The organism is Roseovarius sp. D22-M7 (genome assembly GCF_037083785.1).
GTDB lineage: Bacteria > Pseudomonadota > Alphaproteobacteria > Rhodobacterales > Rhodobacteraceae > Roseovarius.
Genome location: NZ_JBAPKY010000038.1, coordinates 24653 through 36424 on the forward strand (window position 1 = coordinate 24653; position 11772 = coordinate 36424).

Annotated in this window: 10 protein-coding genes and 1 pseudogene; 7 read left to right on the top strand and 4 right to left on the bottom strand. The window is 63.3% G+C overall.

From position 1 onward, the window contains the following. Window positions 1–55 precede the first annotated feature (55 nt). From V8324_RS15340 to V8324_RS15355, 4 genes are read left to right on the top strand one after another with little or no spacing between them, the layout of a single operon-like run. On the top strand, window positions 56–823 hold the full coding sequence (locus V8324_RS15340) for a family 16 glycosylhydrolase (RefSeq protein ID WP_336420804.1): 768 nt from the start codon (window positions 56–58) through the stop codon (window positions 821–823). Then, window positions 816–1787 (top strand): glycosyltransferase family 2 protein, encoded by a 972-nt coding sequence (locus V8324_RS15345; RefSeq protein ID WP_336420805.1) that lies wholly within the window; start codon window positions 816–818, stop codon window positions 1785–1787. Before V8324_RS15340 ends, V8324_RS15345 begins: the two co-directional genes overlap by 8 nt. Window positions 1788–1792: 5 nt before the next feature. After that, the gene (locus V8324_RS15350) at window positions 1793–2944 is read left to right on the top strand and encodes a glycosyltransferase family 1 protein (RefSeq protein ID WP_336420806.1); all 1152 of its coding nucleotides are present in this window, start codon (window positions 1793–1795) and stop codon (window positions 2942–2944) included. Window positions 2945–2947: 3 nt separating this feature from the next. Continuing rightward, complete coding sequence (locus V8324_RS15355; protein ID WP_336420807.1) at window positions 2948–3853, top strand: sulfotransferase family protein; 906 nt, start codon at window positions 2948–2950, stop codon at window positions 3851–3853. 13 nt (window positions 3854–3866) lie between these two features. Here the strand turns inward: V8324_RS15355 and V8324_RS15360 are convergent, their stop codons facing one another. Then, entirely contained in the window at window positions 3867–5018 is a 1152-nt protein-coding gene (locus V8324_RS15360; protein WP_336420808.1) for a glycosyltransferase family 4 protein, read from the bottom strand. A gap of 521 nt (window positions 5019–5539) precedes the next feature. Between V8324_RS15360 and V8324_RS15365 the strand changes: the two genes are divergently transcribed. After that, window positions 5540–6205 carry a sulfotransferase family 2 domain-containing protein gene (locus V8324_RS15365; protein WP_336420809.1) on the top strand — a complete coding sequence of 222 codons (666 nt, stop codon included), beginning with the start codon at window positions 5540–5542 and terminating at the stop codon, window positions 6203–6205. A 550-nt stretch (window positions 6206–6755) separates the two neighbouring features. Here the strand turns inward: V8324_RS15365 and V8324_RS15370 are convergent. Then, a complete protein-coding gene (locus V8324_RS15370) occupies window positions 6756–7604 on the bottom strand; it encodes a class I SAM-dependent methyltransferase (protein WP_336420810.1) in 849 nt (282 codons plus the stop codon). Between the two features lie 364 nt (window positions 7605–7968). On the opposite strand from V8324_RS15370, the gene V8324_RS15375 reads away from it, so the two are divergent. Together V8324_RS15375 and V8324_RS15380 are read left to right on the top strand one after the other, a co-directional pair. Beyond that, the gene (locus tag V8324_RS15375; protein ID WP_442970552.1) at window positions 7969–8256 is read left to right on the top strand and encodes a transposase; all 288 of its coding nucleotides are present in this window, start codon (window positions 7969–7971) and stop codon (window positions 8254–8256) included. 191 nt (window positions 8257–8447) lie between these two features. Beyond that, the gene (locus tag V8324_RS15380; protein WP_336420811.1) at window positions 8448–9860 is read left to right on the top strand and encodes an oligosaccharide flippase family protein; all 1413 of its coding nucleotides are present in this window, start codon (window positions 8448–8450) and stop codon (window positions 9858–9860) included. 317 nt (window positions 9861–10177) lie between these two features. Here the strand turns inward: V8324_RS15380 and V8324_RS15385 are convergent, their stop codons facing one another. Both V8324_RS15385 and V8324_RS15390 read right to left on the bottom strand, forming a co-directional pair. Then, the gene (locus V8324_RS15385; RefSeq protein ID WP_336420812.1) at window positions 10178–11110 is read right to left on the bottom strand and encodes a hypothetical protein; all 933 of its coding nucleotides are present in this window, start codon (window positions 11108–11110) and stop codon (window positions 10178–10180) included. A 518-nt stretch (window positions 11111–11628) separates the two neighbouring features. Further along, a pseudogene (locus tag V8324_RS15390) lies at window positions 11629–11772 on the bottom strand (HlyD family type I secretion periplasmic adaptor subunit); the annotation flags it as partial.

Here is an 11772-nt window from a genome sequence, read left to right on the forward strand (position 1 = left end):
TCCCGTCCAGTATCGGTGCTTGCCGGTGGTTCTCGGTGCCGTTTGCGGTCTCTGCATGGCGGCCCTTCCGGCGGACCGGGCGACAGCCGAGCCGGAAGGCGCGTTCCTGTCGAGGTTTGACGAGGGCGGCCCGTGGCCCGAGGGCTGGCGCATCAGCCATTTCGCGGTCAACGCCTCTCATATCCGGGCGCTCTGGACGCGCCGATCGGTGATACGGCCCGGGACCGGTGATGCGCCACTGGAACTCTGGCTGCACCCCGCGCCCCCCGAAGCGCAGAAGGATTTCCTCGGCGGAGAGGTTCAGCGGAGGCGGCGCACGCATTACGGGCATTACGAGGTGGAGATGACGGCGGCGCCGGGCGACGGCGTGATATCGAGCTTCTTCACCTATACCGGGCCCTATTTCGGTGATCCGCAGGACGAGATTGATTTCGAGTTTCTCGGCCGCGACACGACCAAGGTCTGGATCAACCGGTTCGCCAAGGGAGAGAAGCTGCCCGGTCGGTGGATCGATCTCGGGTTCGATGCCGCCGCGGGACCGCATCTCTATGCCTTCGACTGGCTGCCGGATCGGTTGGTCTGGTACGCGGATGGCCGGGAGATCCACCGCATCGAGGCCCCCGAACACGCCATTCCGGACATACCGGGACGCATCTACATCAATATCTGGACGGGCGGCCCCGGTCAGGCACAGTGGTCCGGCATGGCCGGCCCCGATACCCGTTCGGTCGCACGCTATAACTGCATCTCCTACCGCCCGCCCGGCGTGGATGCCCCCATGTGTTCGGACCGCGAGAAGGGCCCTCGGGATCCCGATGACTGACCCGCGTCGCGACGATCCGCACGTCACGGTCGTCATCGCGGCGTGGAACGCCGAGGCGACGATCGTCAAGGCCATCGAGTCGGCCCTGGCGCAGACGGTGCCTGTCGAGGTCGTCGTGGTCGATGACCGGTCCACGGACGAAACCCGTGCGCGGGCGGCGGCCTTGGCCGAGGGCGAACCGCGTCTCACCGTCCTGTGCCAGACGGCGAATGGCGGGCCGTCCGCGGCGCGCAACCGTGCCATCGAGGCAAGCCGTGCGCCGTGGATCGCGGTGCTCGATTCCGACGACTGGATGGAGCCCGCACGCCTTGGCCGGCTGCTGGAACTGGCCGAACGGCACGGCGCCGATTTCATGGCCGACGACCTGTGGAAACTCGACGAGGGCGCCCCGATATCCGAGCGCCGCCGGATGCTGGGCGACGTGACCGGACCGATCCCCGTGACCGCCGCGGAATTCGTGGCCGGCAACCTGTCGGCGGATCATGGCAACCGCCGCGAGATGGGCTTTCTGAAGCCGCTCATGTCACGCCGTTTCCTGAAGCGGCACGCGCTGCGCTACGATCCGGGGATCCGGCTGGGCGAGGACTATGTGCTTTATACCAGGGCGCTGCTGTGCGGGGCCGTGTTCATGCTGACCGCGCCGGCCGGCTATGTCGCGACGGTCCGGCCGGGCTCGCTGTCGGGACGGCATCCGACCGAGGCACATGCCGATCTGGTCCGCGCCGACCGCATCATGCTGATCCGCGAAGACTTGTCCCCGGCCACCCGAAACGCGCTCGAGGCGCATCTGATGGAACATCGCAAGAAATGGGCGTGGCGGCGGCTCATCGATGCCGTGCGCGACGCGGATCCGGTGGCAGCGCTGCGCTGTTTCTGGGCCCCACCCCAGGTCGCGCTCGATCTCTTCGGTCGTCTCTCGCGCGAGGCGCTGGCCCGCCTCCGGCGCCGAACGGGTATGGGGTAGGCCCGGTGGAGACATACGATTGCCTCGTGGTGGCAGAGTCGCGTTTCGCCGGCGGCAGCACCGCCGCGCTCGTCACCGATGTGACCGCGATGTCGGAGCTGGGCTTGCGCATCGGGCTTCTCTTCGTGCGGTCCGCCTATCTGGACGACAGCCGTGACGCGCCCAATCCCAAGGCGCTGGCGCTGCCGGACCTGCCCGGGGTCACGATGCTGTCGCCGGCGCGTCCCGCGCGGGGGCGGCTTGCCTTCCTGCACCATCCGCTGGTCTTCGCGCGCGGCATCGAGGAACGCGCCCGCCTGTCCGCGGACCGGGCCGTGATCGTTGCCCATCATCCGCCGTTCCGCCCCGACGGATCGGTGGAATACAACCCCATTGAGGCGATCCGGCGGGCGCGCGCCGCGTTGGGTCTGTCGGCATGGATCGCCCCGGTCTCCGGCCTGGTTCGGGCGCAGATCGCCGCCTTCGCCCCCTTCGTGCGTCAGACATCCATCGACTGGCCGAACGTCTTCGACATCTCCGACTGGACGATGATACGGCCGGCCTTTTCGGGCGGCGGGCCGGTAACGATCGGGCGGCACGGCCGCCCGGACAGGCTGAAATTCCCGGCCACGGGAGCCCAGATCGATGCCTGCCTTCCGGCCTGTCCCGAGGTGAGGGTCCGCGTGCTGGGATGTCCGACCGCGGCGCTGGTGAAGGATGGCGCGCATCCCGAACGCTGGGAGGTTCTGAAGTTCGGCGCCGAACCGGTGCCCGATTTTCTCAATTCGCTCGATGTTTTCGTCTATCACCATCATCCCCGCATCAACGAGGCCTTCGGCCGGACCGTCGTCGAGGCGGGGCTCTGCGGGCGTCCTCTGCTGCTCGATCCCCGCCTGCGACAGACCTTCGGAGACATGGCCGTCTATTGCAGCCCCGGCGAGGTGCGCGACTGCGTCCTGCGGATCGCGTCCGATCCGGAGGCTGCGCGCGTCGGGGCATCCGAGGTGCGCGGCAGGATGGCAACCCTCTACGCAAGCGGGTCGATCGGCCCGAGACTGGAACAGATCGCGGCCGATGACGGTGCGACGAGCCGCCGGGAGGCCGGGATGTCGCTGCCGACCCTCGCAAGAAAGCTCGGCGGCCATTACCGGCGGCGTCTGCTCGGCGGGACGGGATAGGACATGCGCGTGCCGGCCGTCGCGTCCAGCCTCATCCGTCGCCGTCATGCCCTGGCGATGCCGCGTCTGCGCTTCACCCCGGCGCGGGCGGGCGAACCGCTTTTCGTGATCGGCTCCGGGCGCAGTGGAAACACCCTGGTCCGGCGCATTCTGGTCGCGTCGGACCAGATCTACATCCCGCCCGAGACCTTCGTGCTGGGCGAACTGATCGAATTGTGGCCCCGCACCGCGCTGCTGTCATGGCGCGAGCGGGTCTGGCTGTTCTGCGCCCATTTCGAGAAACACCACCACTGGCCCACCTTCGGGCTGCCGAACCTGAACGAATTCGCGATCGAGGCACAGCGCCTGCGACCGCGCAAGCTGCGGCCGCTGATGGAAGCGTTCTTTTTCTACCTTGCGCGTCAAAGCGGTTCGAAGGCGGATCGCTGGGGCGACAAGACCCCGTGGAACACCCATCATCTGCCATCCATCGGTCAGATGTTCCCCCACGCCCGCTATCTCTGGCTGGTCCGGGACGGCCGCGACGTGGCGCTGTCGTATCGCGGGTCCGGTCTCATCGCGGATTTCGGTGATGCCGCGCGGCGCTGGTGCGATGCGAACGCCGCCTGTGCCCGGTTTGCCCGCTGGTCGCCGAATGTGCTGCGGATGCGCTACGAGGATATCGTGGCCGCGCCGGAAACCGAATTCGCGAAACTCTTCGACTGGGCCGGGCTGCACTTCGATCCCGGCATGCTGACGGCCGAGGTCGGCAGGCTGGGGGATGTCGAGAGACTGGGCCATCACGCCGGGGTTACCGGCACCATCTCCACGGCCTCGATCGGAAAATGGCGCGGCGCCGTCGACGCGAGCACACTTGCCTCGGCGCCCGCCGATTTCCATCTCTGGCTGTCAAGGCTCGGATATGCCTGAGCCGATGCCAGCCCTAGCCGAGTTTCGGCAGGATATGCTGGTCCAGAAAGCCGGTCAGCTTGCGCCTGTAGGCGGTGGGGCTGAACTCCGCCGCGACCCGCCGTCTGGCGGCGGCTGCAAGCCTTGCGCGCAGATCGGGCGCATCCAGAAGCTCGGTGAGGCCCCGCGCCATGTCCTCCGCGTTCGGGTCGACCAGCATCGCGATATCGTCGTCGATCACCTGCGTGTGGGTCGGAAGCCGGGTCGCGATCAGGGGGCTGCCGCTGTCGAGATAGGAATAGACCTTCATCGGCGTGTTCCGGCCTTGGGTGCGGGGTGAGGCGACGATGGTCGCGGCCCCCAGATAGTCCGCGATCCGCTCGACCGGGCGGGGCCCCAGCAGGCTGACGCTGTCGCCCACGCCCAGCTCCTGCGCGAGCCGGGCGTGGGCCGCGATATGCGCCTCTGTGCCGCCGATGATGACCAGCCGTGCGCGGCGGCCTGCGTCAAGGACCCGCGCAAAACCGCGGATCAGAAGGTCCACGCCCTGATAGCTTTCGAGATTGCCGATATACATGACGATCGGTTCATCGAAGCTGCAATCGGCAGGCGGTGTGCCGGGCGCCTCGATCAGCGTCACGTCCTCGATCGTCTGGACGGGCAGACCGGGCGCATAGCCCTCTACCGTCGACTGAAGCGTGCGACAGCAGGTCAGTGCGCCGATGCTCTTGCGCGCCGCGCGGCCCTCCACCGTCTCGAGCCATCGCCGCAGCCATCCGGGCAGGCCGAACTTGTCGTCCATCTGCTCGGGGATCGAACTGTCCATGTCGTAGATATAGGGCACCTTGAAGATCGGACGCAGCATCATGGCGATGAAGGCCGCCTCTTCCACCGCGATCACCAGATCGTAGGCGCCTCGGCGCATCCGGCCCGCGGCGATCCATGCCAGCCCGATATCGGCCACGACCTTCTTGAGCGAAAAGCCGGGCGGCATGTTCCGGGTTCCCGGAAATGCCGGAACGCGGAACAACCGGCAGCCTGCGATCCCGGGATCGGTGCCCTCGGCGAAGACCACGGCGTCACATTCGTGCCCGTCCGAACAAAGCACCTGCAGAAGGGCCCGCACCGCGATCGGCGTGCCGCGGGGCACGAAGAACGGCTGAGGGGCCAGAACCAGGATCTTCATGTCCCACCATCCCGCCGGGCCGGACATGGCGGCCACGAATATCCGGGGCGGCGCGCAAGCCACCCGACATGTTGATCCGTCACGACACCATCCCTTCCGATCGACCCGGCCGTCTTCACCCGGCCTCCGGCAGCATACCGTCTCGTGTCCTCCTCGGGGAAGCGCTTCGTTGCGAAAAATCCGGGGCCGACCCATCCCGCGTCCCGGCTGGATGTATTCCGGCTGGAGGACCAGGCAGCGCCGCGCTTCGCGCACCCGGCCGCCGGGTTTCGTGCCTTGCAAAACTGGATGGGCAAGGCCCCGGCAGCCCGGATCGGGCTCGAATCGACGGGGGTGTATCGCACGGCGCTCGAAGCGGCGCTCGGCGAGACCTTTCCTTGCGCCACCAAGGAATTTCCACGACATTCGCGACGCGGCCGATCAGCCTTGAAGGCCTTGTCAACGCGTATCAATGGTGGTTGGATCGGGAAAATCCTTCAAGCACGTGCCACTCGGCAAACAAGATTTCGAGGCTTCCTTCCATGCTTTATTCTGACGAGAAAAAATTCATCTTTGTCCACATTTACAAGACCGGTGGAGAGTCAGTCGTCGCCGCTCTTCGGCGTTATTGTCCCCTTTACCTCAGCAATAGATACGTCAACAAGGCAATCAGGACGTTGCCCGAACCGTCGCGTACTTTGCTTGGATGGCGCGAATCTCTGGTTCGCCGACAGCACATGACGGCGGAGCAAATCCGAAACGTCATGCCCCGACATCTCTTCGAGCAGAGCATCCGATTCGCTTTTGTTCGCAATCCATGGGATTGGCATGTCTCGATGTATTCGTATGCGACTCAAACCAAGGAGCATCCCAGACATGAGGAGATCGTTGCTTTGAAGAGCTTTGACAATTATATCAGGTATCGCTGTGACGAGGGCGTGAGTTTGCAGAGTTCGTTCGTATTCGACAGCTCCGGCGAGAAGATAGTCGATCATGTGGGCCGGTTCGAAAACCTGAGCGCGGATTTCGAGAAAATTTGCAGTGATCTGGGTATCGGCGCAAAGCTGCCTCACAAGAACGCTTCAAAGCGAAAAAAGGATTGGCGTACTTACTATACCGATGAAACCTACGATCTAATCAGGCGTGCTTATGATAGGGACATCATGGCGTTCGGCTACGCCGAAACCACTCCGTCTCGGCAAGCGTAACGCTCTCGATCCTTCGACGTGTCGGCCCGCTTGGCAGTCATGACGGATATTATCATCGCGACCACGTCTTCTGGACGACCAGGTACGGGAAACGCGCAGAAATTGGTGATGCCCTGAAGGGCGGCATATCATGGCGGTGCTCACGCGCCGTCAATCCCCTGTCGAGAAAAGGATATGACACTTGCCCTCAAGGAGGGCTGGTTTGTCGTGGTGACCAACGTCGCGCCACGCACCGCACTCGAAATCCACCGCAGGGTGGGGCAGCGACACCAGCGTCGGTGACCTCGAGGCTGCCATCTACGATTACCTGGCGCAGCACAAAGAGACCCCGACGCCATTCGAATGGGCCAAAACCGCAGAAGATAGTCTCACCCGGGAACCTCGCGCGCTGGACGCCCCCGATGACATCCGTGGAAACAGGGAGGAAGCGTCAGACCCGGAACACCGGGGCCAGGCCTCGAGCTCGGCATTGCGGGCGCGCCGCCTCTCGGATTGCTCTTGCCCGCGCGGCCTCAAGCACGTTGAGGAGCACTGATCCCGGCCCAGGAGGTCAGTGTGTCTTGGTAAGGACAACCAATGGATATTGCCATAGTTTCACAGCGGCTCTGGGAAAGCGCTGCTCGAGCCAAGCGGACCATCGGTAGAACAGACGGGCCGACCGATCACCCGGAATCAGCTGACGCTCTTCAAAGGATCCGATCACGTCCCAGGGGAGCATCATCAGGTCACATTGATCACTGAAACGGGACCACCAACCCAGCGAGTGAGCGAAGAAATAGAGTTTGGGACGTTCTTGCCCCGTGGTCTCTCTATGCTGCTTCTCGCGGCCCCGAACCTTTGCAACAAGATTATTGACCCTCTTTGCTGCGCTGCACATGTAGCGCAACGGAGAATGCGGATTGGAATAGATCACGACGATCTTGCCGCCAGGCTTCGTTACCCGGATCATCTCCCTCATGGCCCTCTCCTGAGAGCTTGCGTCGATATGGTACAACACATGGGCGCAAAAAATGGAATCGAAAGAATTATCTGCGAAATCGTTATCGAGAATTGAGCCCAGAACCATCTTTGCAGTCTCTGGGAGCTGTTCTCTCGAGATGTCCAGTGCGCGTTGTGAAATGTCGATGCATGTCGTCTTGTCGAACCGGGTCGCGATATCCACGTGATTGGCTGGCATGTCGCCGCATCCGACAATGAGTATCTCCCCTTCGAAGGGTTCGAATGCGCCCTTGGTCCGGGCCTCAACGATCTCGTGATATGGGTAGTAAGCCGGCCGGAACATTCTGAAGGAAAGGTCTTCGCCCTTTATGCCATCATTGTCGCTCCACCCAAAATTATCATAGAAAGTTCGCACCTGCGTTTCCACATCGGAAACCTCTGAATTTTCGGAATCTCGCATTTTTTGAATCCACTTACCGCATCATTTCAATGATGGCAGAAATAGCGGGTAGAGACAACCTGAAACGATAGTTCAGAGCCCGCTTTTCGGGTAACCTTCCCCGATGGTTAAGGGGGGTTCGGAGTTGGAATTTTCCCGGCGGGATGAGTGAGGGGATTCCGATGAGAAGAGCCATTTCACCGAAGCCCGGACCAGGGTAGTCCTGTGGCAAATGGAGAGCGGCGTGCCCGTGTCCGAGCGGTGCCGCAAGCATGACATGCAAAGCGCCACGGCCTGTCATCATTGAACGGCTTTCCCCTGGCAAGCGTTTTGAGGCGATCTCCGAGCATGACGGGTGCTGATATCTATCCGGTGTCGCCGGTCGATGCCGGGGCGCCCGAAACGGGTCGTCCGAGAAGCATGGTTCTCAACAGATGGTTGGGTTCTCGGGGCGGTTCGCCACCGAGCCAGGGAGTTCCTGAAATTCCTGCGACAGATCGACAAGGCCGTGCCCGGGCGTCGCGATGTGCATCTGGTGCTTGACAACCATGCCACCCACAAGACGCCCGATGTGAAAGCCTGGCTGGACAAGCAGCCGCGCGTCACCCCCACCGGCGCCTCATGGCCGAACCTTGCGGAGTGCGTCTTTGCCGAAATCGCACGACTGGCATGACGTGCATGCCCGGTCGCGTCTTCACGAGGCGCGTGCGGTGACCGCCAAGGCCGGCGGCGCGCCTCGGCGGCGGGATCGGAGTTCCTGGTGCGCCATTTGTTGTTGACGTTGTCCGTCGGGGCTGCGCAGGTTCGGGGCTTTGGCGCGCGGGGCAGATAAAAGGCGCGGTGCGTTCGCAGTGAGACATAACGATGGCCAAGACCTTTCTCGTCAACGCGGGCTCGCTGAGCGCCTCTCGCATATTTCTCTCGCTCTCGCAGGTTCTTGTCCTGCCCCTGGTCGCCAGGTTCCTCGATCCGGTGGACTTCGGCGACATGGCGCTGGCGATGAGCGTCGTGGTCTTCGCTCAGATTCTGAGCGATGCGGGGATGGGACGGTCGCTGATCAGGCAACCGCAATACGATCCGGCGGAATGGAACAGTGTCTTCTGGTTGCTGACCTGTGTCGGTCTGATCCTGACGCTTGCCATTCTTGCCCTGGCGCCGGTCTGGGCAAACCTGTTCGACCGGCCACAGCTGCTATGGCTGTTGTTGGCCCTTGCCGTCCTGCCGTTTCTCAATTCGCTCTCCGCCGTCTCCGTGGCCCGGATGGAAAAGGACGGGCAGTTTCCCAAACTCGCCGTCATTCGTACCGCGGCCGGCCTTGTTGGGCTGATCGCGCTTCTTGTCCTGACAGTCGCCGGAGCCGGGGTCTGGGCACTGGTCGCGCAGCAGATCGGCATCACGGCGACCCGGGCGGTCTGGGCAATCTTTCAAAGCCCCTTCCGGCCCGGGCCGCCACGCAACTTCGTGCCGCTTGGCGGACACGCCCGGTTCGCGACCGACAATGTCGGTGTTTCGCTGATCTTCACCGCACAGCGGCAGGCGCCGATACTGCTCATCGGCGCCTTCATCGGCGCCGGCCCCCTGGGCCTGTTCTCGATGGCGCAAAGATTCCTGAACCTTCCCAGACCCGCCGTCGCGGGTCCGGTGGCGCAGGTCGTGTATGTCAGGATGACGAACGTTCAGGATGACGGCCGCAAGCTCGCGGAGATCTACGTGGCAAGCTGCCTCATGCTGTCGGTGGCTGTATTCCCGCCGATGGCTGTTCTGGCCGGCAGCGCGAGCAGCCTTTTTCCGCTGCTTCTGTCGGAAACCTGGGCCCCTGCAGCCATGATTTTCGTTCTGGCGGCACCCGGGATCATGATGGAAATCGCCCCGTCGAATGTTGGGGTCCTGCTGCAGGCGCTCGACCGGACGCGGCTGCGATTGTGGATGAACCTCGAGCGGACGATCCTGCGCACTCTGGCCATTGCCCTGGCCGTGCCCTTCGGCCTCGAGGCGGTCGCGCTCGTGATCTCGGTTTTCTCGCTCTTCTACCTGCCACGCTATATCTCCTTTGCACAGCGTGTCGCCCCGGTTTCGCAACGGGCCGTGTTGCGGGCGATGGCCATCCCTGCCGCGACGTCCGCCGGCGCCTGGATGGCGCTGGATTATTGCGGTCGGGTGTTCGGCAACTGGGAGATGCTCGGCCTGGCCTGCGTCGTCTTGCCTTTGACATGGGCCGTCACCATCCTGCTGCAAAGGACGCGGATGCGCCGAGCGATCTCGCTGCTCAACAGTTGACCGGATGCCGAGCCTGTGAAGCCCCGCAGATGAAAGGGACAGCGGAAACGGTCGGGACGGTCCGACCGTCGCGGTGCAAAACTCCGCATCTTGGGCCCGAGGCGAACGATCTGGGGGCAGGAAGATGTATTCTGTGGATTTACAACCGGATGCGCGGGGCGTGCCATGTCGACGGGATGAGCGACATGATCCGCCACGGCGATTTCAACCCTTCACAATGATAGCCCGACCCAAGGGGCGAAACGAAGCGTGACCCCCGAAAAGCCACTGCAAAAACCGGATCGTCGACATCCGGATCAGGCAGAGCGAAAGACGCCTCATGAGACGTCTTGTTCGGATTCCGTGAGAAACCGACATTCATTCCAGAACGTTTCTTCGACCCAGCGGTTCGAGGATTCGTATCTCTTGCGGACATCCGCTGCCTGACGGGGTGACAAGGGTTTCGACCAGTCGAGCATTCGGCGCGCCCGGGTGGGGGATACGCGTCGGTTCAATGCATATACGGCACGGCGTGCGAACGGCTTGCCGGATCCGGGCAGTGCATTGGCGATCCGAAGCAATTGCAGGATCCCCCAGGGAAGCGACGCGTTCGCATGCCGCGCCGTCGGCAGCGTGCCCGTCATTTCGAGGCCCGCCGCCTCGAAGAAACTGGCCATCAGCCTGGTCTTCGCGGCATCGAAAGAGACGGGCACGATCGTGTCGTGACCGACAGCATATTGCAGGCGCTCGAGCCGCAGCCGGTGGTCCAGATAACTCGGCTGGAGCGTATGCCTCACACCGTCGGGCCATGCGACAAGCCCGATCTTTATGCCCTCGGCGTATCGCGACATCGCGAGCTGGTCCTGCCGCCGCAAGTAGATGACCCAGGTGCGTGACGCATCGGGAAAGATCGTCTGAATGTCCCGGAACACCTGCGACGAGAGGTTCTCGCGCGACAGGACTTCGCTCGAAAGAATCACCGTCGACGGTGACGCATCGCGGATCTCGCTCTGCAAGGCCTCGATCCGGGATGATGCAGTCCGGTCTTCTTCATCGATCAGGCTCTTGATCAGGGGATGGTGCAAGGCTTCAACGATGCCATCCTTCTGGGCCCGACCCGCTTTCGGGTAAAGGATGCCATTGTCGCGCAGCTGCTGATAGCCGGCATCGAGTGCGCCCTGGATCGACGTGGTGCCCGTCTTGTGAATCCCGACATGGACGATCAGGCGCCCTCGGAATTCGAGGGAGGGTATCGGATCACGGCCCGTCATTGATCCTGCTCGCGACCGGAATGCGCAAGGCATCGGGACATGCGGATCCCCGGACCGTATTCCGGCCTGACAAGCCATCGCGTCTTCAGATCCTTTGCCATTGCGGGGATGATCCTTTTCGGGCACGTGTCCGCAGTTTGTTCCTTCGGTGCCGGCCGTGCCGGGCACGGAACGTCCAACGGACATGTCTGATACCTCGAAAAGGTGCAGATATATGCAACACGCTGTCAACGCCGAAATAAAGTCACCCCGCCCGGCGCAGAACATGGGGGCGTTCGGGTGGATATGTCCGGCAGCCGCGCGGGGATCACGCGCCGGATGATATCGGGGCCAGGGACCGGATATTCAGTCCCGACGGTCTGTCGTCCCGGCCGACATGCGCATTGGTCGGCCACGGGCTGATCTCGTGGCGCTGTCGGATCTCGGGAAGACCGGTCCCCTTGCCTTTCCACACCGGGACAGAACCGCAAGGACGGCATTCGATGAAACAGCGCAATGCGTCGAGACAGGGAGCGACATCACTCTCGGAACGCCTTTGTGAAGTAGTCGGTGAGGGGTTTGACGAGATAGGCGATGGGGGTTCGGTCCTCGGTTCGGATGAAGGCCTCGACCGGCATGCCGGGCAGGAGGGTGGTGTCGGCGGGCAGCCTGGCCTGTTCGCC

Excerpts from the sequence above, each read along its gene's own strand:
- V8324_RS15365 (WP_336420809.1), top strand. The coding sequence starts at position 5,540 with ATGCTTTATTCTGACGAGAAAAAATTCATCTTTGTCCACATTTACAAG.
- V8324_RS15385 (WP_336420812.1), bottom strand. The coding sequence starts at position 11,110 with ATGACGGGCCGTGATCCGATACCCTCCCTCGAATTCCGAGGGCGCCTG.
- V8324_RS15345 (WP_336420805.1), top strand. The coding sequence starts at position 816 with ATGACTGACCCGCGTCGCGACGATCCGCACGTCACGGTCGTCATCGCG.
- V8324_RS15370 (WP_336420810.1), bottom strand. The coding sequence starts at position 7,604 with ATGCGAGATTCCGAAAATTCAGAGGTTTCCGATGTGGAAACGCAGGTG.
- V8324_RS15355 (WP_336420807.1), top strand. The coding sequence starts at position 2,948 with ATGCGCGTGCCGGCCGTCGCGTCCAGCCTCATCCGTCGCCGTCATGCC.
- V8324_RS15375 (WP_442970552.1), top strand. The coding sequence starts at position 7,969 with ATGCCGGGGCGCCCGAAACGGGTCGTCCGAGAAGCATGGTTCTCAACA.
- V8324_RS15380 (WP_336420811.1), top strand. The coding sequence starts at position 8,448 with ATGGCCAAGACCTTTCTCGTCAACGCGGGCTCGCTGAGCGCCTCTCGC.
- V8324_RS15360 (WP_336420808.1), bottom strand. The coding sequence starts at position 5,018 with ATGAAGATCCTGGTTCTGGCCCCTCAGCCGTTCTTCGTGCCCCGCGGC.
- V8324_RS15340 (WP_336420804.1), top strand. The coding sequence starts at position 56 with ATGGCGGCCCTTCCGGCGGACCGGGCGACAGCCGAGCCGGAAGGCGCG.